We start from the raw sequence: 20,511 nt of genomic DNA, 5'->3' as shown, positions 1-20,511 counted from the left end.
GCCAGAATGGGCCGAACAAAAAAGAAACTGTTGTGAAAATAAGTAACGCGATTCTTGGTGCAAGTTTGTCGATGGTTGCCTGCAGCGCCACGGCACTTTCGCTGGGCGCGAGCCGCGGCGCCGTGGTGCTGGGCGCTCCGGTGGATCTGGTGTTCGAGGTGCAGCCCGACCCGGGCACGGACATCGAATCGTCCTGCGTGGCGGCCCGGCTGGTGTCCGGCGAGACTCCAGTTCCGGATTCCAAAGTCCGGGTGACGCCGATACCCGCCTCGGCCGGCCGATCCGCTGCCGTGCGCGTGCAGGCCAATGTGTCGGCCGACGAACCCATTCTCACCGCCAGGCTCACCGCGGGATGCCGCGGTGGTGTTACACGAAACTACACTTTTTTTGCGCAGCTGCCCGAGTCGGCGGCTGGCACCTCCCGCCCCGTGGATCTGGGCCAATTGGCGCGGCCTCGCACGGCACCGGCCACAGGTCCTGGGCTGGCAGGCGACGGCGCGGCTGCAACGGGTGCGGGACGGACTTCCGCCGCAGCCACCACGGATGTACCCCCTCGCAGGCCCGCGGCGGCGCCCCGTCCCCCACGGGCCCCTGCCGCGAATGCTGCCGCACCCCGTGCTGCGGCGGCCCCCGCCACACCCGCTTCGGGCCGCGCGGTGTTCACCAGCCCGCAGCAGCCGGCGCCCGCCGAGCGCCCCCGCCTCGTGATGGAGCCTCTGGATGTGTGGCTCGATGCCCCGCTGCCATTGCGCGCGGCCCCCGAGATGGCGGCGCCTACCGCCACTGATGCCAGCCCCCAGCGCACCGAAGCCGCTGCGCTGTGGAAGGCGCTGAACACGCCCGTGGAAGAGCTGCAGCAGTCCGCGGCACGCACCGGCAAGCTCGAAGCCGAGGTGGCAGCGCAGCGTGCCCAGGCCACCTCCGAGCGTGCGGCCGCCGCCCAGCTCAGGCAGCAACTCGAAGCCGCCGAGACCGAGCGGTTTTCCGCCACGGTGGTCTACGGGCTGCTGGCCTTGCTGGTCCTGGCCCTGGGATTGGCGGCCTGGATCTGGGCGCGCGCACGCCGCCAGTCGGCGCTGGACTGGAGCCATGCCGTCGCTGCCAGTGGCGGCAACGGGCCCCTGGGCGGCGCGGTGGTGGATGGGCCGACGGGTCGCGAGTCGCTTCAGACCGCGCCGCAGGCGGCGGACGAGTGGCCGGGCATGCCCGAGCCGGTCGCATATGCCACGCCCGCAGCGGTGCCTGCTGCCGTAGCCGCGCCCGTGCCAACGCCCGCCCCGGTGTCCGCCAAGCCGGCGCCACGCGCCGCCACCTTGCCCGAGCGCGCTCCGCCGCCGGTGATGCGCCGCACCGAGCCCTCGTTGCGCAGCGCGCCAGCGCCCCTGGCGCCGCCGCCCCCCGTGCCGCCCGTGTCCTTGGTGCCGCCGCCATCTGCTGTCCGGGCCGCGCCCATCGTGCATCCGGAGGACCTGTTCGACATTCAGCAGCAGGCCGACTTCTTCGTGTCGGTGGGAGAGCATGACCAGGCCATCGGTGTGCTCAAGCGCCACATTGCCGAGCATGGAGAGACCTCGCCCTTTGCCTACCTGGAGTTGCTGCGCCTGTACCACACGCTCAGCCGCGTGGACAGCTTCAATCAGCTGCGTGCCCAGTTCCAGGCGCAGTTCAATGCGCAGGTGCCGGAGTTCTCCTCGTTCCACCGGACGGGCCTGACGCTGGAAAGCTACACGGAAGCGCTGGCGGCCATCGAGGCCGAATGGTCCTCCCCCGAGGTGCTGGATACCCTCGAAGGCTGCCTGTTCCGCCGCGGCGAAGACGCCATCGCCTCGCCGTTCGATCTGGCGGCCTACGACGATCTGTTGCTGTTGCTGGCCATCGCGCAGACCACGCCGGCCAGTGCCCGCGGGGCACCGCCGCCACGCACCCGCACCACACCTCTCACGCCCCCGCCGCTGGAAATCGAGCCCGAGCCGGAATTGCCTTCCGCCAGCGCCTTCGGTGTGGACAGCCTCTCCGCGCGTCGGGAGCAGGAGCTGCAATCGCTGGACTCGCTGTCTGCCGGGTTCTCCTGGGAATCGATCCCGGCGCCTCTGGCCCCCAAGCCGATCTCCGAGGCCATGCTGGACATCGACCTGACCGATCCACCACCGCTCACGCTGAGCGAGCTGCCCCCGGTGCCCGTCACCGCGCCGCCTTCGGCGGGGGACCCGGTCGGCTTCGGCATGGACAACGACAAGATGGAGTTGCGTCTGGAGCTCGAAGAGCTGGAGCGAAAGCAGCGCACGGACAAGTAACGGAAAAAAAGGCCCTTCGGGGCCTTTTTCGATGCAGGGCATGCCGCGCGTTGCGGCTTTCTGCCGTCGGCGCGCGCCTGCCAGGGGTTGCCGGTGTCAGCCCGCCATGCGGGCCATCAGATCCTGCGCCGCGGCTTCCGGATCGTCGGCATTGACGAGCGCCCGCACCACGGCGATCGAGCCCACACCCGTGGCCAGCACCTCGCCGAACTGCGGCGCCCCGATGCCGCCGATGGCGACCATCGGGTAGTGCCGCATCAGCCGGGCATAGCCGGCCAGGCGTGCGACCCCCTGGGGCACGGTGGCCATCTTCTTGAGCGTGGTGGGAAACACCGCCCCCATGGCCACATAGCTGGGCGCCGCGGCATCGGCGCGCACCATTTCCGCATAGCCGTGGGTGCTGACCCCCAGGCGCAGGCCGGCGTCGCGGATGGCCTGCAGCTGCGCAGGCGCCAGCGCATCGAGGTCTTCCTGGCCCAGGTGGACGCCGTAGGCGCCCGCGTCGATGGCGGCCTGCCAGTGGTCGTTGATGAACAGCAGGGCATGCGTGCCGCGCACGGCGTCCACGGCGGCCCGCACTTCGTGCGCGATGGTTTGTGCGTCGTCCGTTTTGTAGCGCAGCTGCACGGTGGGTACGCCGGCGCGGGCCATGCGGCCCACCCATTGCGCATCGGGCAGCACTGCATAGAGACCCAGCCGCTCGGGGCAGGCGGGGAAGGGCTGGTGGTGCGGCAGCGGCTGCAGGCCGAAGTCTTGCGGCGCATCGGGCCACTGCGAGGCATCGAAGCCGCCGGTGCGATCCGTCTGTGCCTGCCAGGCCCGGGCGAGGCACTCGGCATCGCTGGCGATGAAACCCAATGCGCTGCAGGCCTCCAGCGCCGCGCGGTACACCGGGCCGCCGGACAGCGGCACGGGGGCCGGCTGGGATGGGAAGTCGGCGAAGGCGGCGCCATGCGCGGCCAGGATGGCGCGCACCGATGCGGCGTGCCCCGAAGCGGTTCCGTGCAGCATTTCAGCCATGGTCGTGGTGCCAGAAAGGAGTGCCCAGCACCGGGGTGCTCGGCTGGGCGGCTTCCTGCGCGGCCATGGCGCCCGCACGGCGGGCGGTGCGGCCGGCCTGCACGGCGTCGGCGAAGGCGCCGGCCATGGCCACCGGGTCTTGTGCCAGGGCCACGGCGGTATTGAGCAGCACGCCGTCGTAGCCCCATTCCATCACCTGGCAGGCATGCGAGGGCAGGCCCAGGCCGGCGTCCACCAGCATGGGCACGTCCAGGCGCTCGCGCAGCAGCTGCAGCGCGTAGGGGTTGACGGGGCCGCGGCCGGTGCCGATGGGCGCGGCCCAGGGCATCACTGCCTGGCAGCCCACGTCGACGAGGCGCTGGCAGAGCACGAGGTCCTCGGTGCAGTAGGGCAGCACCTGGAAGCCGTCGCGGATCAGCTGCGAGGCGGCATCGACCAAGTTCAGCGTGTCGGGCTGCAGCGTGTAGTCGTCGCCGATCAGCTCCAGCTTGATCCAGGGCGTACCGAACACTTCGCGCGCCATCTGCGCGGTGGTAATGACCTCCTGCACGCTGTGGCAGCCGGCGGTGTTGGGCAGCACGGGCACCTCCAGGCGCCGCAGCAGCTCCCAGAAGCCGCTGCCGGTTTCGGCGGCGTTGCTGCCCTGGCGCCGCAGCGAGGCGGTCACCATCGCGGGCCGGGCGCGCTGCACGGCGGCTTCGAGCACGCTGGGGGATGGGTAACGGGCGGTGCCCAGCAGCAGGCGGCTGGAAAAGCGCTGGCCGTACAGCACCAGCGCATCGGCGTCGTCGTTGTCTCGGGAAGGGTTGGAAGGGGAATGCATGGTGCTCAGCCGCCCGTCACGGGCGAGATCACTTCCACCCGGTCGCCCGCGGCAAGCTGGCGCAGGTGGTACTGGGTGTTGGGAACGAAAACGGTGTTCACGGCCACGGCGAAGGGCGGGCGCGCGGCGATGGCGGCCAGCGCGTCGGCTACGGTGGCAGGCTCCGGCAGGGTCGTGGCGGTCTGGTTGATGGTGATGTTCATGGGGAAAGGGCTGCCTCTTCGTCGAGGTGCAGGGCCAGATCGAAACGGGAGGCCAGCGCCGATTGTCCCTGGTTCAACCATTCCATGACGGCGTCGAGGATGGCCGGGGCGATCATGAAGCCATGGCGGTACAGGCCGTTGACCTCCAGCACGCGCGGGCGCACCTGGCGGAGGGCGGGCAGGTTGTCGGGCAGGGTCGGGCGGCATTGCGTGGCCACTTCGAGGATGCGGGCCTCGGCAAAGCCCGAATGCACCGCGTAGGCCGCGCTCAGCAACTCCAGGGTCGAACGCACGCTGGCGGGCGACAGGTCGTCCGATTCGATCTCGGTCGCGCCGATCACGAACAGGTGGTCTTCCTTGGGGGCGATGTAGATCGGGTAGCGCGGATGCACCAGGCGGGTCGGCCGCCGCAGGGTTACCTCGGGCGCATGCACGCGCACGACCTCGCCGCGCACGCCGCGCAGCGCGCTCCACTGCGTGCGGGCGCCCAGGCCCCGGCAGTCGATAACCCAGTCCGGCTGGCCGGGCATGCCGGGGGAAAAGTCCGATGGCGCGCGCGGGCAGTGCCAGTGGGCCTCGATGCCCAGGCCGGCGAAGCTGGCCTCCAGCGCGGCCAGCAGCTGCCGGTTGTCCAGCTGGCCCTCGCCGGGCAGATACAGCCCCTGGGCGAAGCGCTGCCCCACGGCCGGCTCGTGCGCCTGCACGCCGGCGCTGTCGAGCACCTGCAGGGCCGGCAATTCGGGCAGGGTGGCCGTGGTGCGTTCGAGTTGTCCGCGCAGCCGCGCGGCCTCGGGCGCGTCCTGGCGGTGCCACAGGATCAGCGTGCCCTCCTGCTGAAAGAACACGGGCCCGTTCAGGCGGGCCAGCAACTGCGGCCAGCGCGTGAGCGCGTAATGGCCCATGCGCACCACGCCGGGCTCGGTCACCGCGGACTCCGCCAACGGTGCCAGCATGGCTGCGGCGATGCGCGCCGCGGCGCCTTGCGCATCGGGCCCGGCGGCGTCGTAGACCGTGACCGCATGGCCCTGGTGGGCCAGCTCCACGGCCAGCAACCGGCCCATGAGTCCGGCGCCCAGAATGGCAAGGGAAGAGGGCGAGGAAGGGGAAAGAAGAAGGGGGCGCATCGGGTCCGTCTGTCTGCAAGCCAACAGGGGGACAAAACGGGAAGGCTCCGCCGATGAAACTCCCCACGCCAGCATGACCTGGATCGGGTCGCGGGGCACGCGGGGCGGTGGTGTGGCCGCCAGGCCCCAGGGTATGTTCTCAGTCGCGCGCCATGGGCGGGACACCCCTGTTTCGTCCGTGCAGGGATTACAGCACAGTGACCGCGCCCGCCGGTTTGACCTGGCGCATGGGCCATAATTTTTGCCCATGAACACTGAGACCCTCTCGCCGCCGGCCGTCCGCCGCTACGCACGCGTGCTGACGATCGCCGGATCGGACAGCGGCGGCGGAGCGGGCATCCAGGCCGACCTGAAAACCTTCAGCGCCCTGGGCTGCTACGGCATGACCGCCATCACCGCCCTGACCGCGCAGAACACGCAGGGCGTGCGCGCCATCCACGGCGTGCCGCCGGACATGCTGCGCCAGCAGATCGATGCGGTGGTGGAGGACATCGGCGTGGATGCCGTGAAGATCGGCATGCTGCATTCGCCCGAGGTGGTGCGCGTGGTGGCCGATGCCATCCGCCGCCACCGCCTGCCGCACGTGGTGCTGGACCCGGTGATGGTCGCCACCAGCGGTGACCGGCTCATCGCGCAAGAAACCGTGGGCGTGCTGGTCGAGGCCTTGTTCCCGCTCGCCACGCTGGTCACGCCCAACCTCGACGAAGCGGGCTTGCTGCTGGGCCGGGCGGTGGACGGCGCCGATGCGCTGGACGCTGCGGCGCAGGACCTGCTGGCGCTCGGCGCGCCGGCCGTGTTGCTCAAGGGCGGCCACCTGCCGGGCGACTGGGTGATCGACGTGCTGGCCGGGCCCCAGGGCCTGTACCACCGGCTGCAGTCGGCCCGCATCGCCACGCACAACGGGCACGGAACGGGCTGCACGCTGTCGTCCGCGATCGCCGCGCACCTGGCGCTCGGCGAGCCGCTCGTGCAGGCCGTGGAGCATGCCCGTGCCTACATCCTGGCGGCCATCGCCGCGGGCGCCGACGTGCACACCGGCCGGGGTCACGGGCCGCTGAACCACGGGCACAGCCCGGTGGCGCAGCGCATCTTGCAGGGCTGACCGCGCAGGGGCGCTGCCTGCCCGTCCCTCACCGACCAAGGCTGGTGGGTGCGCTATAAAAATAATAGCTGTATGCCGGCGACTTGATTGTGCTGGAGCCCGATTTTTGCTTCAAATCATCACGCTGCCAGGTAAGCCGGCCGGGTGCGCCGCAGGCGCGAGTCAGCGCCGGCCCGGCCGGGTGAGGAACGCCAGCGCGAAGCACAGGCACAGTGTCGGCAACGCCGCGCCCAGCGCCGGCAGCACCCGCGGCAGCCCGTGGTAGCAGGCGATGCCCGCGATCCAGAGGCCGACCGGCAGCCACTCCACCTGCCGCGCCTTTGCCAGGGCCTGCTGCACCGGCGCGCCGAACGCCAGCCGGCCCAGGATGACGCCGAACAGCGGCACGAACACCGAGCTGAGCAGCAGCAGGAACGGCTCCAGGCTGTGCATCGGCAGCACCAGGGCGAGCGCCGTGCACAGCGCCGCCATGGCCATGCCCCAGCGACGCACGCCCCAGCGCGGCAGCAGGCTGTGGGCCGAGACCGCGCCCGAATACGCATCGCCATAGGCGTTGTCCACCTCGTCGATCAGGATGAGCGACAGCGCGATCAGCCCGCCCTGGGCCAGCAGCAGCGCGGTCACCAGGTCCTGGCTGGGCAGCGTGAGCGCCACCAGCACGCCGAGCGCATAGCACCACAGGTTGGCCAGCGCGTAGCCCAGCCAGGTGCCGCGCAGCGCGGACCGGCCGGAGGTGCCGTGGCGCGCGTAGTCGGCCACCAGCGGCAGCCAGGAGATGGGCATGGCGATCACCAGGTCCAGCGCCGGCAGCACGCCCATGCCGCCCGCGCCGGGGCGCGTCCACAGCGTGGCGAAGCCCTGGGCCTGCGCCAGCGACACGAACTGCCAGCTCAGCCACAGCAGCGACAGCACCACCAGGGGCAACGCCACGCGCGCGATGAGCCGGCGCACCAGCTGCACCATCGAGCCGCTGAGCAGCAGCATCACCACGCCACCCCACAGCAGCGTGGCCAGCACCGGCCAGTGGGCCCCGCCCATGGCGCCGGCCTGCCGGCCGATGGCCACCGTGGCATCGCGCATCACCACCAGCTCGAACGCGCCCCAGCCCGCGAGCTGCACGATGTTGAGCCCGATGGGCAGGCCCGCGAACGCGCGCCCGTAGACGGCATGCATCAGCCCGGCGCTCGCCAGGCCGCTGTCGCAGCCGATCTTGGCCACCCAGCCCAGCAGGCCGGCGCCGATCAGCGACCCGGCCACGATGGCCGCCAGCGCCTCGCGCGGGCTCAACGCGGGCATCAGATAGGCGCCCACCTGCATCACCAGCAGGCCCACGCCCAGGCTGAACCACAGCGAGGCATGGTCGCCGAAACGGAAGACGCGGCGGTCGGGCGCGATGGCCATCAGCGCGTCGTTGGCGGGCGCAGGGGGCGAGGAGGGCGGCATGGAAGCTCCGTGGATGGCAGGCACAGCAGGGTCGCGGCACGGGCTGGCCCCAAGGCACGCCGGGACGGCATGCGGTGGGCGTGGCGGCGGGAGGCGAATGGCCTGCGCGAGGATGACCCCGGCCGATTCAAGGGGAAAGTCTCAGACGGGGACCGGTCGGCCGGTTCCACCCCTGGCGAAGCCGCGATTCTAGGGCGGTGCGGAGGCCGTCGGCACCGCCACCCCCAGCCGCTCGTGCAGCCGGGCGCTGGTGGTGGTGTATTGCAGCGCCACGGGCGCGCCGGACAGGTATTCGGCCGCGCCGAAGGCCGCCAGCGTGGCTTCGTGGAAGCCGCACAGGATCAGCTTGCGCTTGCCGGGGTAGGTGTTGATGTCGCCCACCGCATGGATGCCGGGGATGGCCGTGCGGAACGTGGCGGTATCGACCACGAGCTGCTTGCGCTCCATCGCCAGTCCCCAGTCGGCGATGGCGCCCAGGCGCGGCGAGATGCCGAGGCAGGCGATGAGCACGTCGAGTGGCAACGGTCGCGGCTGGCCGTCCGGGTCGATCAGTTGCAGCGCGCTCAGGCGGTCGTGCTGCACCTCGATGCCGACGATCTGCCCGGCCACCACCGTGATGCGGCCGGCGTCGCGCAGGGCCTGCAGCTGGGCCAGGGCCTCGGGCGGCGCCTGGAAGGCATCGCGCCGGTGCAGCAGGGTCACGCTGGCGGCGGCGTGCGGCCCCGGTTGGGCGCAGGCGATGGCGCGGGCCACGGCGGTGTCTTCGCCGCCATGCACGACCACATGCCGGCCGGCGGTGTCGGCCGCATCCTCGTGGTAATGCAGTTGCGTGCCTTCGAAGCGATCGATGCCTTCGGCCTTGACGGCGCGCGGCACGAACGCGCCCACGCCCGCGGCGATGAAGACCGTGCGCGCCAGCAGCGCGGTGCCGGCCGTGGTCTGCAGCAAAAGCCGCCCGTCGGGCTGCGGCGCGAGCGTGGCAACACGCTGGCCCAGGTGCAGGGTGGGTGGGAACGGGGCGATCTGCCGCTGCAGCAACGCGACGAGTTCGCGCCCGGTGCAGACGGGAATGCCGGGAATGTCGTAGATGGGTTTGTCGCCGTACAGCTCGGCGCACTGGCCGCCCACGTGGGGCAGCGCATCGATCACATGGGCTGCAATGCCCTGCAACCCGAGCTGGAACACCTGGAACAGCCCGACCGGCCCAGCGCCGATGACGGCGGCATCCGTCTCGATGGTTCTCGAGGGGGCTGTGGTCGCTTCGATCTTCACGGGGCGTCGGGGGCCTGTCTGCTTCAGCGGATCAGGTCGGCCACCTTGCCGGGCTTGCCGTTCCATTCGTCGGCGTCGGGCAGGGGCGCCTTGCGCTTGGTGATGCTCTTGAATTGGGGCGACAGGTCGGCGTTGATCTTGATGAAGGCGATCTGGTCCGGGGGCAGGTCTTCCTCGGCAAAGATGGCGTTGGCCGGGCACTCGGGAATGCACACGGCGCAGTCGATGCATTCATCGGGGTCGATCACGAGGAAGTTGGGGCCTTCGCGGAAGCAGTCCACGGGGCACACGTCCACACAGTCGGTGTACTTGCACTTGATGCAGTTTTCGGAGACGACGTGAGTCATGGCAGGAGTTGTCGTTGGAATCGGGGGTAACCCGCGATTTTAGGGCGTTTCAGGGAGCGGCCTGGGGGCCGCCCCTGCAACGGCGAAGATTCGGCGCCTCGGGTCAGGCCGCCGGGGCGTTCACGAGCACCGCGCCAGCGGTCTTGTGGCTGGCGGTATCCACCAGGATCAGCGAGCCCAGCACGCGCGCCTGGGTGAACGGCGCGGCGGGCAGGGGCTCCTGCAGCAGCAGGTCCACGTGGCCGATGGCATTGGGGTCGAGCTGGGCGGCGTCTTCTTCGGCCAGCGTGTGGATGTTGAGCTTGTGCACCACGCGCTGCACCTTGGCCTTGACCCAGCGGTGGCCGTGCAGCGCCCAGTACACGCGGCCGGCGACCAGGGGCTCGTCGTCCATCCAGGCCACGGTGGCGCGCAGTTCGCGCCGGCCGGGCCACGACGGCGTCGATGCCGGGGTGTCGAAATCGTCGGCGGCCACGGCGGCGGCCTGCGGTGCGGTAAGGATCCAGTCGCCGCGCGACACGTCCACCTCGCGGTCGAGCACGATGCCCGCGCTCTGGCCGGCCGGCACGCCCACGGGGCGGCGCGCATGGTCCAGGACCTGGGCCACGGTGGCCTGCAGGCCGCTCGGGAACACCTGCACGGCCGTGCCCGGCGCCACGGCGCCTGCCGCCACGCGGCCCCAGAACACGCGGCGCCCCTGGGAGGTGTCGGCGGAGGACGAGAATTTCTCGACCCACTGCACCGGGAAGGCCAGCGGCAGCGCGACGTCGGTGGGCGTGTTGGGCAGGCGCTCCAGGATCTGCAGCAGGCTCGGGCCTTCGTAGCCGCACCAGCCGGGGTGAGCATCCACCACGTTCCAGCCCTTGAGGGCGGACACGGGCACCGTCGCATGCGCGGCGATGCCGGCGGCCTGCGCGAACGCGCCCAGCGCATCGCGAATGTGGCGGAAGGCGAGCGCCGGGTCTTCCACCGCATCGAGCTTGTTCACCGCGAACACCAGCGAATGCACGCGCAGCAGGTGCACGAGCAGGGAGTGGCGGCGCGTCTGCACCAGCAGTTCGAGGCCGGGGTTCTTCCAGTCGAGCTTGGTGGCATCGACCAGCACCACGGCCGCGTCGGCGCTGCTGGCGGCGGTGACCATGTTGCGCGTGTACTGCTCGTGGCCCGGCGCATCGCCGATGATGAACTTGCGCTCTTCGGTGGCGAAGTAGCGGTAGGCCACGTCGATGGTGATGCCCTGCTCGCGTTCGGCCGACAGGCCGTCGGTCAGCAGGGCCAGGTCGGTCTCGCCCTGGCGCTGCACGCCGGCCAGGTGGTCCTGCAGCACGGCCTTGCTGTCCACCAGCAGGCGGCCGATGAGGGTGCTCTTGCCGTCGTCGACCGAGCCGCAGGTGATGAACTTCAGTGCAGAGATGGCATCGTTTTGGCCCGATGCCGGCGGATTGATTGCCTGCTCTGCTATCGAATTGGTAGTGGTGGTCATCAGAAGTACCCGTCTTTCTTGCGCTTTTCCATCGAAGCGTCGGAGGTCTTGTCGTCCATGCGCGTGGCGCCGCGCTCGCTCACATCGGCCGCCAGGGTCTCGATCACGATGTCGGCGGCCGTGGCGGCCGGGCTCTCCACCGGGCAGGTGCAGGTGATGTCGCCCACGGTGCGAAAGCGCACGTCGCGCGTCTCCACCGTTTCGCCGTCGCGCGGCGGCGTGAGGTCGGTCACGGGCACGAGCAGGCCCTTGCGCTCCACCACCTGGCGCTTGTGGGTGTAGTAGAGCGAGGGCAACGCGATCTGCTCGCGGTCGATGTACTGCCACACGTCGAGTTCGGTCCAGTTGCTGATGGGGAACACGCGAAAGTGCTCGCCCGGCGCCAGCCGTGTGTTGAACAGCGTCCACAGCTCGGGTCGCTGGGCCTTGGGTTGCCATTGGCCGAAGCTGTCGCGGTGCGAGAAGATGCGCTCCTTGGCGCGGGCCTTTTCCTCATCACGGCGGGCGCCGCCGATCAGCGCGTCGAAGCGGAATTCCTCGATGGCCTCCAGCAGCGTGACCGACTGGTGCACGTTGCGGCTCTCGCCCGGATGCGCGAGGCGCACGGTGCCGCGCGCCATGGAGTCTTCCACGCTGCGCACGATGAGCTCGGCCCCCAGTTCCTTCGCCCGGAAGTCGCGGAAATCCGTCACCTCGGGGAAGTTGTGGCCGGTGTCGATCATCAGCAGCGGGTACGGGATGCGCCCCACGCCAAAAGCCTTCTCGGCGCACCGGAGCATCACCAGCGAATCCTTACCGCCCGAAAACAGCAGGGCGGGGCGCTCGAAGGCGGCGGCCACTTCGCGCAGGATGAAGATGGTTTCTTCTTCCAGCGCGTCCAGGTGGCGGTTGCTGAGGTGGCTCAGCACATGGGATTCGGTGCGGGCATTCATGCGGGGGATCTCGTTGGGGGCGTCGTTGTGCGGGGCGGGGGCGTCGCGTCAGGCGGCGTCGCGGAAATGCGGCAGCGGGTGCGTCACGTCGCCCTGGTAGAAGGCGTGGAAGCGGTCCAGCTGGCGCTGCGCGTCGGCCATGTCCACGCCCTCGCGCAGCACGGCCACGTCGAAGCCGCAGCGGGCCATCTGCACCAGCTGGTCGATGAGCACGTCGCCCGTGGCGCGGATCTCGCCCGCGAACTTCAGGCGCTGGCGCAGCAGGCGGGCCTGGCTGAATGCCCGGCCGTCGGTGAATTTCGGAAAGTGCAGGTCGATGCGCTCGATGCCTGCAAGGTCTTGCGCGAGCGGGTCGTCGTCGTTGGCCAGTTCAAGGACTTTTTGGCCTTCCGCGCTGGTGCTGTGTGCGCTGGCAGCTATTATTTTCATAGTGATTCGGTGGGGCTGGAGGACGTCGGCGGATGTCAGTCGGAAAGGACTTCGGCAGGGTGGCGCGCGGCGTTGGCGGCGGCCTTGAACGGCTCGATGCCCACGCGGCGCACGGTGTCGATGAAGTTCTCGTGCCGGGGGCCGTGGGCGGCGTCCACCACGGGCAGGCGCTCGGTGCGGTAGGTGGCCAGCAGCGCCTCGATCACGCCGGGCACTTCGCTGGCGCTGAACGACGGGCCGATGATCTTGCCGGGAATGGCCGGACCCGACAGGTTCGTTCCGTCGGCGCCGCCCAGCGTGATCTGGTACCACTCCTTGCCGTCCTTGTCGACGCCCAGGATGCCGATGTGGCCGCTGTGGTGGTGGCCGCAGCTGTTGATGCAGCCGCTGATGTGCAGGTCGATCTCGCCCAGGTCCCACAGCTCGTCCAGGTCCTGGTAGCGCTCGGTGATGGCTTCGGCGATGGGCAGCGAGCGGGCATTGGCCAGCGAGCAGAAGTCGCCGCCGGGGCAGGCGATCATGTCGGTCAGCAGGCCGATGTTGGGCTTGGCCAGGCCCAGCGCCTTGGCGGCCTTGTACAGCTCGGGCAACTGGTCGCGTCGCACCCAGGGCAGCAGCAGGTTCTGTTCGTGCGTCACGCGGGCCTCGCCGCCCGAGAAGCGGTCGGCCAGGTCGGCGGCGGCTTCCATCTGCTCGGCGGTAGCGTCGCCGGGCGCGTAGCCCAGGCGCTTGAACGACAGCACCACGGCGCGCAGCTGCGGATGGCGGTGCGGCATCACGTTGCGCGTGAGCCAGCGGCCGAAGTCCTGGTCGTTCTCGGCGGCGGTGCGCAGCAGGGCCACGGTCTCGGCTTCGGCGTCGGCCGGGCGCAGGTCCAGCTCGGGTTCGCGGAACGAGGCGGTCACGCGGTCCAGCTCGGCCTGGGTGATGGTGTGCGGGCCGCCTTCGATCTCGACGATCTGCCGGAACTCCTCCTCGACCTGGTCGATGTAGGTCTGTCCTTCGGACTTGACGAGGATCTTGATGCGCGCCTTCCAGGCGTTGTCTCGGCGGCCATAGCGGTTGTAGACGCGGATCACGGCTTCCAGGTAGTTCATGAGCTGGTTCCAGGGCAGGAACTCGCGCAGCACCGGGCTGATGACGGGGGTGCGGCCCATGCCGCCACCGGCGCGCACGCGAAAGCCCAGTTCGCCGGCATCGTTCTTGTGCAGCTGCAGGCCCACGTCGTACCAGCCGAGGGCGGCGCGGTCTTCCAGTGCGCCGTTGAGCGAGATCTTGAACTTGCGCGGCAGGAAGGCGAACTCGGGGTGCAGCGTGCTCCACTGGCGCAGGATTTCGCAGAACGGGCGCGGGTCGGCGATCTCGTCGGCGGCGATGCCGGCCAGCGCGTCGCTGGTGATGTTGCGGATGCAGTTGCCGCTGGTCTGGATGCCGTGCAGTTGCACGGAGGCCAGCAGGTCCATCACATCGGCGCTCTTGTCCAGCGGAATCCAGTTGTACTGCACGTTGGTGCGCGTGGTGAAGTGGCCGTAGCCGTACTTCATCTGCGTGCCGATGCGCCGGCCGTCGTGCAGGGGGATGTCGCCCAGCTTTTCCTGCGTGGCCTGGGCCTCGGCCAGCAGGGCGGCATCGGGCTGGTCGTACTCGCGGGCCACCTTGGCCAGCACGCGCAGCTGGGTGCTGGACAGCTCGCCGTAGGGCACGGCCACGCGCAGCATGGGCGCGTAGCGCTGCACGTACCAGCCGTTTTGCAGGCGCAGGGGCTTGAATTCGTCGCCCGAAAGCTTGCCGGCCTGAAAGCGTTCGAGTTGGTCGCGGTACTGCTCAGCGCGCAGGCGGATGAATTCGCGGTCGAAGTCTGTGTATTGGTACATCGTGGGTCACTCAGATCAAAACCAGTTTGGCGCCCGCCCAGGCGAGCAGCACGGAAAGGGCCGAGCGGATCAACCGCTCCGGCGCGCGGGATACGAGGCGCGAGCCCAGCCAGATGCCTGGCAGCGATCCCGCCAGCAATTGGACCAGAAGCGGCCAGTCCACGGAGCCGAGCGACGCATGCCCCAGGCCGGCCACCAGGGTCAGCGGCACGGCATAGGCAATGTCGGCCGCGATGATGCGCGGCAACGGCAGCAGGGGAAACACCATCAGCAGCACCGTCACGCCGATGGCGCCCGCGCCCACGGAGGTAAAGGTGACCAGCGTGCCGATCACGGCGCCCAGCAGCACCGGCAGGCTCCAGTGGCGCGGCCGTGCGGCGTCTGTGCCCGCGTCGGCACGCGCCGCCCGGTCGGCCGCCTGTCGAGCGGGAGAAAACACGAAGGCCTTGTACAGCATGGCCGCGGCGGTCAGCAGCAGGGCCACGCCCAGCGTGGTCGTCATGATGCGCTGGGCGGTGCTGCTGCTCGGACCCATCACCTGGAGGGCCCACAGCGACAGCAGCGCCGCCGGCACGCTGCCGGCGCACAGCAGGCCCACCACCTTCCAGGGCACGAGCCGCTGGCGTGCCAGGCTGACGGTGCCGCCCATCTTGGTGAAGGCGGCGAACAGCAGGTCGGTGCCGATGGCCAGGTGCGGCTTCACGCCGAAGAAGAAGATCAGGATCGGCGTCATCAGCGAGCCGCCGCCCACCCCGGTGAGGCCGACGATCAAGCCCACCGCGAAGCCCGCGAAAACGAATGCCAAATCATGCATGCGGGCGAATGTAGTGGGAGTCTTTATGGAAACAAACGATTGTTTTGTGAGGCCGTTATGCGGATAAGCATATTCCTCAAGGCTGGCGCGGGTTGGCAGGGGGCGGACGGCGGAAAACGGCGATAAGGGGTTGGGCGCCGTTTCTGCCCGGCCCGCGGGTCAGTCCAGGTTCACAGCCGTTCCGTGCCCAGCGCTTGGGCCAGGCGGGCGTCCAGCGGCAAGGGTTCGCCATGCAGCCGGGCGGCGACCAGTTCGCCGCACAGCGGCGCCAGCGTGATTCCGCGCGCGCCCATCGCCGTGCACACCCACAGCCCGGGCAGGGCGTGCGGGTCCACCGGGCCGGCGATCGGCAGGCGGTCGGGCGAGGCGCAGCGCAGGCCGGCCCAGACCGAAACGGGGGGGATTTCCTTGCCGGGCACTCGGTCCGTTGGGGCCGCTTGGGGCTGGCCGAAGGCGGGCGCCAACTGGTCGGCCACGGCCGGCAGCAAGGTGCGCAGCTTTTTCCAGTTGGTGGCGTGTGCGGCCGTCTCGTCGGCGCTGCTGGGCGGAAGCTCGGTGGCGTGGCGTTCGAAGGTGGAGCCGGCATACCAGCGCCGGGCGCCGTTCGCGCCCTCCGGCCCGGGAATGTGGGGCACGAGGCTGCCGTTGCCATTGACCGGAAAGGGCGGCCAGCCTGCGGTGCCTTCGCCTTCTTCGGCCCACGACACCTGGCCGCGCAGCGGCTGCAGGGTCCAGCGGTGGTCCAGCAGCGGCATGCTGTCGGGCCCGGCCGCCACGAAGGCGTAGGGGGCCTCGGCCAGCACCTGGCCCTGCGCACCGATGGCTTGCCAGCCCGCCGGCCCAGTGTCGTCGCTCTTGCCGTCGCTCTTTCCGTCCTCGCCGGCCGGCACGCGGCGCAACCGCGCAACCTGTGCGCCGCCGTGCCATGCGATGGCCGGGTGGTCCAGCAGGGACTGCACCAGCCGCGCCGGGCGCACCCAGCCGGCGCGGGCGTGCCAGCAGGCCGTGGTGCCGGGCGGCAGCCCGGCCTGCCGCAGCGCGTCGGCGTCGGCGGGGCGGCTCCATTCGCCGCCGTTCCCGCCGGCCCAGGTCGGCGGCACCCCCGGGCTGCCGTCCACGCGGTGCTCCAGCACGCCGCAGGGGCTCCAGGCTTCGCCCACCGGCAGGGCCGACAGCGCCTGCAGCGTGGTGCGCACCCCGCTGCGTGACAGGCGCGACAGCACGCTGTCGTCGGGCGACACATGGGGGGCGAACAGGCCGGCGGGCAGGCCGGAGGCGCCGCGCGCGGGCGCCTCGGCGCGGTCCAGCACCCGCACCTTCCACCCGCGACGCGCCAGGCTCGCGGCCACCGAGGCGCCGGCCAGTCCCGCGCCGATCACCAGGCATTCGGACGCCGCCGCCACTTCCAGCGGCGGCGGGGCGTTGCGCGCCGCCCGGGGTTCCCAGGCCGGATCGAACGTGGCCTGCAGGTTGTCGCGCTTCGGGGGCACGCCGGGCACCTTGGCCACGGTGAAGCCGCACTGCGCGAGCGTGTCGCGCACCGCCCGCGCGATGGTCCAGGTCGCCAGCCGCGTGCCCCGCCGGCAGCAGCGCGCCACGGCCTTCAGGGTGTGTTCGTTCCAGAGATCGGGGTTGCGCTGCGGGCTGAAGCCGTCCAGGTAGACCGAATCGGCCGTCGGCATCTGCTGGCGCAGCATGGCCTGGGCATCGCCCACATAGAGCGTGAGCAGCACGCGGCCCTGCTCGAACGACAGGCGGTGCACGCCCGGCAGCAGCCCCCAGAACTGGTCGTGCAGCTGCTGCGCCAGGAGCGCGAGGTCGGGGTGGGCGCTGGTGGCGCGCAGCAGGTCGGCCGCGGCCACGGGGTGGGCCTCGCACGAGGCGAAGTGCAGCAGGGCAGGGCGATCGGGGTCGCTGCGCCAGGCCGCCCAGGTCACGAGGAAGTTCAACCCCAGGCCGAAGCCGGTCTCCAGGATGCGCCAGTGCGCTTGGCCGGCCCAGGCCTGGGGCAGGCCGCAGCCGTGCAGGAACACGCGGCGCGCCTGGTCCAGGCCGCCGTTTTCACTGTGGTAACGGTCGCCGAACCGCGGGCTGTAAGGGGTGCCGTCCGCCAGCCAGTCGATGGGCTCCGGCAGGAACCGAGCCGGGTTCATTCCCGGCGGTTCAGGCGCTGGGCGGCACGTAGCCCTGGGCGGCGTCGGCGCCTTCGCCGAAGAAGTGCTGCTCCATCTGCCGGGCCAGGTACTGGCGGGCGCGGGCGTCGGCCAAGTTCAGGCGGTTTTCATTCACCAGCATCGTCTGGTGCTTGAGCCAAGCGGCCCAGGCTTCCTTGCTGACACCCTCCCAGATGCGCTTACCCAAGTCACCGGGGTAGGGGGGAAAGTCGAGGCCTTCGGCTTCCTTGCCGAGTTTGATGCATTGAACGGTACGTGCCATGGGGAAGGGTCCTGGAAAGGTGGTTTAGATGTTTTGGGTATTTAAAACTGAAATTTCAGTAGTTCCAGTTTTGAAGAGCGACTTTCAGAATGCGTTGCATCGGTGATTTGCACCGGACCGCATTCCACAAAAGAAAGCCTCTCATGAACGTTCGCCGCGACTTTATCAAGTTTCCCCTCGCCGCCGCCCTGCTGGCCGGTATGGCCCTGACGGCTTTGCCGTCGCTGGCCCAGCCGGTGCAGTTCCTGAACGTGTCCTACGACCCCACCCGGGAGCTGTACGTCGAATACAACCAGGCGTTCGCCAAGCACTGGAAGGCCAAGAGCGGCCAGGATCTGGCGATCAAACAGTCGCACGGCGGCTCCGGCAAGCAGGCGCGCTCGATCATCGACGGCATCGATGCCGACGTGGCCACGCTGGCACTGGGCGGCGACATCGATGCGCTCGTCACGCACGGCGGCCTCGTCAAGGCCGACTGGCAAAAACGCCTGCCGCACAATTCGGCCCCCTACACCTCGACCATCGTGTTCCTGGTGAAGAAGGGCAACCCCAAGGGCCTGAAGGACTGGGACGACCTGGCCAAGCCCGGCGTGCAGGTCATCACCCCCAACCCCAAGACCTCCGGCGGCGCCCGCTGGAACTACCTGGCCGCCTGGGAATTCGCCAAGCGCAAGTACGGCGGCGATGCGCAGGCCAAGGACTTCGTCGCCAAGCTGTACAGCAACGTGCCCGTGCTGGACACCGGCGCCCGTGGCTCCACCATCACCTTCGTGCAGCGCGGTGTGGGCGACGTGCTGCTGGCCTGGGAGAACGAAGCCTTCCTGGCGCTGAAGGAGTTCGGCCCCGAGAAGTTCGAGATCGTCGTGCCGTCGCTGTCCATCCTGGCCGAGCCCAGCGTGGCGGTGGTGGACAAGAACGTGGACAAGAAGGGCACCCGCGCCGTCGCCGAGGAATACCTCAAGTACCTGTACTCCGACGAAGGCCAGGACATCGCCGGCAAGAACTTCTACCGCCCCACGGGCGACAAGGCCAAGGCCAAGTACGACAAGCAGTTCCCCAAGCTCACGCTGGTGACCATCGACCAGGCCTTCGGCGGCTGGGCGAAGGCCGACAAGGCGCACTTCGCCGATGGCGGCAGCTTCGACCAGATCTACACCAAGAAGTGAAGACGACGGCGCTCTTGCCAATCCGCCCGCGCTAGAAAGCCCCATTCCATGTCCGTCCTCCTGATCGCCGGCAGCCCCTCGGAGCGTTCCCGCTCCGCCGCCCTGCTGGATACCGTGTCGCAGCGCCTGTCGGTGCGCGGTGCGCTGGTGCAGCGCCTGCACATCCGCGACCTGTCGCCCCAGGCGCTGCTGCTGGCGGACACGGGCCACCGCTCCATCGCCCACGCGGTGGACAGCGTGGCCGAGGCCAGCGTGCTGGTGGTGGCGACACCCGTCTACAAAGCTGCCTACAGCGGCGTGCTCAAGGTCTTTCTCGACCTGCTGCCGCAGACGGCGCTCAAGGGCAAGACCGTGCTGCCGCTGGCCACCGGCGGCAGCGCCCACCACATGCTGGCGCTGGACTACGCGCTGCGGCCGGTGCTGCAGTCGCTGGGTGCCAAGCACATCCTGCCGGGCATCTACGCCACCGATGCCCAGGTCACGCTCACGCCCGAGGGCGCCTACGAGGTGGGGCACGACGTGTCCTCCCGGCTGGACGACGCCGTGAACGTGCTCATCACCGAAACCCTGCGCCCCGCACCGGCCCAGGCCACGCGGTTCGCGCCGGTGCATTTCTCCCAGGTGCGATGTAGCGTCTGACGCGCCCCGGGCGGCGCCGGCCTGTGTTCTGGCCCCCGCCGTCCGCTCCTCCCCAAGCCTTCCCCATTTTTTGAGAACCCGCTCGCCGCGGGCAGGCCGCTGCATTGCCGCCCGCACCCGGTGGACCTCGCCAGAAAGACCGATCGCATGACTTCGAATTTCTCTTCCCTGCGCCGCCGGATGGTGGCTTCCGGCCTCGGCACCGTGCTGGCCGCCGGCCTGCCGCCCGCTTTGGCCCAGAAGGGCGACCGCGTCCTGCGCGTGGGCCACCAAAAGGGCTGGCTGTCGCTGCTCAAGGCCCGTGGCACGCTGGAAAAGCGCCTGGCGCCGCTGGGCGTGAAGGTGACCTGGACCGAGTTCAATGCCGGCCCGGTGCAACTGGAGGCGCTGAACGTCGGCTCGATCGACTTCGGCGACGTGGGCGAAGCGCCCCCCATCTTCGCCCAGGCCGCTGGTGCGCCGCTGGTGTACGTGGGGGCCACGGTGCCGCGCCCGCAGCTGGAGGCCGTTGTCGTGCCCAAGGGCTCGGCGATCCAGAGCGTGGCCGAACTGAAGGGCCTGCGCGTCGCGCTCAACAAGGGCTCGAACGTGCACTACCTGCTGGTCAAGGTGCTGGAAAAGCACGGCCTGCACTACCGCGACGTGCAGCCGGTCTTCCTCGCGCCGCCCGATGCGCGGGCGGCCTTCGAGAAAGGCGCCGTGGACGCCTGGGTGATCTGGGACCCGTTCCTCGCGTCGGCGCAAAAGACGCTGCAGGCCCGCGTGCTGGCCGATGCCACGGGCGTGGCGAACAACCGCGCCTACTACTTTTCCTCGCGCGACTATTCCGCCAGGAACGCCGACGTGCTGCGCGTCGCCATCCAGGAGGTGGACGCCATCGACAAGTGGATTGCCGCGCACAAGGCCGAGGCCGCGGCGGAGCTGTCCACCGTGCTGGGGCTGGACCGCGCCGTCACCGAGCTGTTCGTGGGCCGGGCGGGCTACGGCACCTCGCTGGTGTCGCGCGACATCCTGGCCGAGCAGCAGGTGATCGCCGACACCTTCTTCGACCTGAAGCTCATCCCCCGCAAGCTCAACCTGCAGGACGCCGCTCCGGTGGACCTGCTCTGA

The 20,511-nt window shown here is 70.0% G+C and carries 19 protein-coding genes; 5 read left to right on the top strand and 14 right to left on the bottom strand.

Going from position 1 to position 20,511, the window contains the following annotated elements:
* Window positions 1–71: 71 nt before the first annotated feature.
* The gene (locus AVME950_RS20650) at window positions 72–2,294 is read left to right on the top strand and encodes a hypothetical protein (protein WP_284431224.1); all 2,223 of its coding nucleotides are present in this window, start codon (window positions 72–74) and stop codon (window positions 2,292–2,294) included.
* Window positions 2,295–2,390: 96 nt separating this feature from the next.
* On the opposite strand, the gene AVME950_RS20645 is transcribed toward AVME950_RS20650, so the two are convergent.
* Genes AVME950_RS20645 through AVME950_RS20630 form a run of 4 tightly spaced genes read right to left on the bottom strand, consistent with a single transcriptional unit; the run spans window position 2,391 to window position 5,464 of the window.
* Window positions 2,391–3,314: a thiamine phosphate synthase gene (locus AVME950_RS20645; protein ID WP_284431223.1), complete on the bottom strand. Its 924-nt coding sequence runs from the start codon at window positions 3,312–3,314 to the stop codon at window positions 2,391–2,393.
* Window positions 3,307–4,137: a thiazole synthase gene (locus tag AVME950_RS20640; RefSeq protein WP_284431222.1), complete on the bottom strand. Its 831-nt coding sequence runs from the start codon at window positions 4,135–4,137 to the stop codon at window positions 3,307–3,309. Before AVME950_RS20640 ends, AVME950_RS20645 begins: the two co-directional genes overlap by 8 nt.
* Before the next feature lie 5 nt (window positions 4,138–4,142).
* The gene (gene thiS, locus AVME950_RS20635) at window positions 4,143–4,340 is read right to left on the bottom strand and encodes a sulfur carrier protein ThiS (RefSeq protein WP_284400028.1); all 198 of its coding nucleotides are present in this window, start codon (window positions 4,338–4,340) and stop codon (window positions 4,143–4,145) included.
* Entirely contained in the window at window positions 4,337–5,464 is a 1,128-nt protein-coding gene (locus tag AVME950_RS20630) for an FAD-dependent oxidoreductase (protein ID WP_284431221.1), read from the bottom strand. Before AVME950_RS20630 ends, thiS begins: the two co-directional genes overlap by 4 nt.
* A gap of 247 nt (window positions 5,465–5,711) precedes the next feature.
* Between AVME950_RS20630 and thiD the strand changes: the two genes are divergently transcribed.
* Window positions 5,712–6,566, top strand: coding sequence for a bifunctional hydroxymethylpyrimidine kinase/phosphomethylpyrimidine kinase (thiD, locus tag AVME950_RS20625; RefSeq protein ID WP_284431220.1), 855 nt, complete (start codon window positions 5,712–5,714; stop codon window positions 6,564–6,566).
* Between the two features lie 162 nt (window positions 6,567–6,728).
* On the opposite strand, the gene AVME950_RS20620 is transcribed toward thiD, so the two are convergent.
* From AVME950_RS20620 to AVME950_RS20575, 10 genes are all read right to left on the bottom strand, one after another.
* On the bottom strand, window positions 6,729–8,009 hold the full coding sequence (locus tag AVME950_RS20620; protein ID WP_502869433.1) for a purine-cytosine permease family protein: 1,281 nt from the start codon (window positions 8,007–8,009) through the stop codon (window positions 6,729–6,731).
* Window positions 8,010–8,198: 189 nt separating this feature from the next.
* Window positions 8,199–9,275 (bottom strand): NAD(P)/FAD-dependent oxidoreductase, encoded by a 1,077-nt coding sequence (locus tag AVME950_RS20615; protein WP_284431260.1) that lies wholly within the window; start codon window positions 9,273–9,275, stop codon window positions 8,199–8,201.
* Between the two features lie 29 nt (window positions 9,276–9,304).
* Window positions 9,305–9,628, bottom strand: coding sequence for a ferredoxin FdxA (fdxA, locus tag AVME950_RS20610; protein ID WP_092743740.1), 324 nt, complete (start codon window positions 9,626–9,628; stop codon window positions 9,305–9,307).
* A 103-nt stretch (window positions 9,629–9,731) separates the two neighbouring features.
* Window positions 9,732–11,111, bottom strand: a complete 1,380-nt coding sequence (locus tag AVME950_RS20605) for a sulfate adenylyltransferase subunit 1 (RefSeq protein WP_284431219.1) — start codon at window positions 11,109–11,111, stop codon at window positions 9,732–9,734.
* Window positions 11,111–12,043 (bottom strand): sulfate adenylyltransferase subunit CysD, encoded by a 933-nt coding sequence (gene cysD, locus AVME950_RS20600; protein WP_272553239.1) that lies wholly within the window; start codon window positions 12,041–12,043, stop codon window positions 11,111–11,113. Before cysD ends, AVME950_RS20605 begins: the two co-directional genes overlap by 1 nt.
* Before the next feature lie 48 nt (window positions 12,044–12,091).
* Window positions 12,092–12,472, bottom strand: a complete 381-nt coding sequence (locus AVME950_RS20595; RefSeq protein WP_284431218.1) for a DUF934 domain-containing protein — start codon at window positions 12,470–12,472, stop codon at window positions 12,092–12,094.
* A 35-nt stretch (window positions 12,473–12,507) separates the two neighbouring features.
* Window positions 12,508–14,346, bottom strand: coding sequence for a nitrite/sulfite reductase (locus AVME950_RS20590; protein WP_284431217.1), 1,839 nt, complete (start codon window positions 14,344–14,346; stop codon window positions 12,508–12,510).
* 10 nt (window positions 14,347–14,356) lie between these two features.
* Entirely contained in the window at window positions 14,357–15,160 is an 804-nt protein-coding gene (locus tag AVME950_RS20585; protein WP_284404497.1) for a sulfite exporter TauE/SafE family protein, read from the bottom strand.
* A gap of 170 nt (window positions 15,161–15,330) precedes the next feature.
* Window positions 15,331–17,295: a bifunctional tRNA (5-methylaminomethyl-2-thiouridine)(34)-methyltransferase MnmC2/FAD-dependent 5-carboxymethylaminomethyl-2-thiouridine(34) oxidoreductase MnmC1 gene (gene mnmC, locus AVME950_RS20580; RefSeq protein ID WP_284431259.1), complete on the bottom strand. Its 1,965-nt coding sequence runs from the start codon at window positions 17,293–17,295 to the stop codon at window positions 15,331–15,333.
* A 28-nt stretch (window positions 17,296–17,323) separates the two neighbouring features.
* Window positions 17,324–17,596, bottom strand: coding sequence for an oxidative damage protection protein (locus AVME950_RS20575; RefSeq protein WP_284414462.1), 273 nt, complete (start codon window positions 17,594–17,596; stop codon window positions 17,324–17,326).
* 143 nt (window positions 17,597–17,739) lie between these two features.
* Here AVME950_RS20575 and AVME950_RS20570 point away from each other — a divergent pair, with 143 nt between their 5' ends.
* The 3 genes from AVME950_RS20570 to AVME950_RS20560 all read left to right on the top strand — a co-directional run bounded on the left by AVME950_RS20570 (window position 17,740) and on the right by AVME950_RS20560 (window position 20,511).
* Window positions 17,740–18,762, top strand: coding sequence for a sulfate ABC transporter substrate-binding protein (locus AVME950_RS20570; RefSeq protein WP_272569324.1), 1,023 nt, complete (start codon window positions 17,740–17,742; stop codon window positions 18,760–18,762).
* Window positions 18,763–18,810: 48 nt separating this feature from the next.
* The gene (gene ssuE, locus AVME950_RS20565; protein ID WP_272569325.1) at window positions 18,811–19,401 is read left to right on the top strand and encodes an NADPH-dependent FMN reductase; all 591 of its coding nucleotides are present in this window, start codon (window positions 18,811–18,813) and stop codon (window positions 19,399–19,401) included.
* Window positions 19,402–19,548: 147 nt separating this feature from the next.
* Window positions 19,549–20,511: a sulfonate ABC transporter substrate-binding protein gene (locus AVME950_RS20560; protein ID WP_284414459.1), complete on the top strand. Its 963-nt coding sequence runs from the start codon at window positions 19,549–19,551 to the stop codon at window positions 20,509–20,511.

Source organism: Acidovorax sp. SUPP950 (assembly GCF_030158935.1).
GTDB lineage: Bacteria > Pseudomonadota > Gammaproteobacteria > Burkholderiales > Burkholderiaceae_C > Paracidovorax.
This window is presented reverse-complemented; position numbering and strand designations above follow the sequence as displayed.

Excerpts from the sequence above, each read along its gene's own strand:
- ssuE (WP_272569325.1), top strand. The coding sequence starts at position 18,811 with ATGTCCGTCCTCCTGATCGCCGGCAGCCCCTCGGAGCGTTCCCGCTCC.
- AVME950_RS20640 (WP_284431222.1), bottom strand. The coding sequence starts at position 4,137 with ATGCATTCCCCTTCCAACCCTTCCCGAGACAACGACGACGCCGATGCG.
- AVME950_RS20650 (WP_284431224.1), top strand. The coding sequence starts at position 72 with ATGGTTGCCTGCAGCGCCACGGCACTTTCGCTGGGCGCGAGCCGCGGC.
- AVME950_RS20575 (WP_284414462.1), bottom strand. The coding sequence starts at position 17,596 with ATGGCACGTACCGTTCAATGCATCAAACTCGGCAAGGAAGCCGAAGGC.
- AVME950_RS20605 (WP_284431219.1), bottom strand. The coding sequence starts at position 11,111 with ATGACCACCACTACCAATTCGATAGCAGAGCAGGCAATCAATCCGCCG.
- AVME950_RS20595 (WP_284431218.1), bottom strand. The coding sequence starts at position 12,472 with ATGAAAATAATAGCTGCCAGCGCACACAGCACCAGCGCGGAAGGCCAA.
- AVME950_RS20560 (WP_284414459.1), top strand. The coding sequence starts at position 19,549 with ATGACTTCGAATTTCTCTTCCCTGCGCCGCCGGATGGTGGCTTCCGGC.
- AVME950_RS20570 (WP_272569324.1), top strand. The coding sequence starts at position 17,740 with ATGAACGTTCGCCGCGACTTTATCAAGTTTCCCCTCGCCGCCGCCCTG.
- AVME950_RS20590 (WP_284431217.1), bottom strand. The coding sequence starts at position 14,346 with ATGTACCAATACACAGACTTCGACCGCGAATTCATCCGCCTGCGCGCT.
- thiS (WP_284400028.1), bottom strand. The coding sequence starts at position 4,340 with ATGAACATCACCATCAACCAGACCGCCACGACCCTGCCGGAGCCTGCC.
- AVME950_RS20620 (WP_502869433.1), bottom strand. The coding sequence starts at position 8,009 with ATGCCGCCCTCCTCGCCCCCTGCGCCCGCCAACGACGCGCTGATGGCC.
- AVME950_RS20645 (WP_284431223.1), bottom strand. The coding sequence starts at position 3,314 with ATGGCTGAAATGCTGCACGGAACCGCTTCGGGGCACGCCGCATCGGTG.
- AVME950_RS20585 (WP_284404497.1), bottom strand. The coding sequence starts at position 15,160 with ATGCATGATTTGGCATTCGTTTTCGCGGGCTTCGCGGTGGGCTTGATC.
- AVME950_RS20630 (WP_284431221.1), bottom strand. The coding sequence starts at position 5,464 with ATGCGCCCCCTTCTTCTTTCCCCTTCCTCGCCCTCTTCCCTTGCCATT.
- cysD (WP_272553239.1), bottom strand. The coding sequence starts at position 12,043 with ATGAATGCCCGCACCGAATCCCATGTGCTGAGCCACCTCAGCAACCGC.
- thiD (WP_284431220.1), top strand. The coding sequence starts at position 5,712 with ATGAACACTGAGACCCTCTCGCCGCCGGCCGTCCGCCGCTACGCACGC.
- fdxA (WP_092743740.1), bottom strand. The coding sequence starts at position 9,628 with ATGACTCACGTCGTCTCCGAAAACTGCATCAAGTGCAAGTACACCGAC.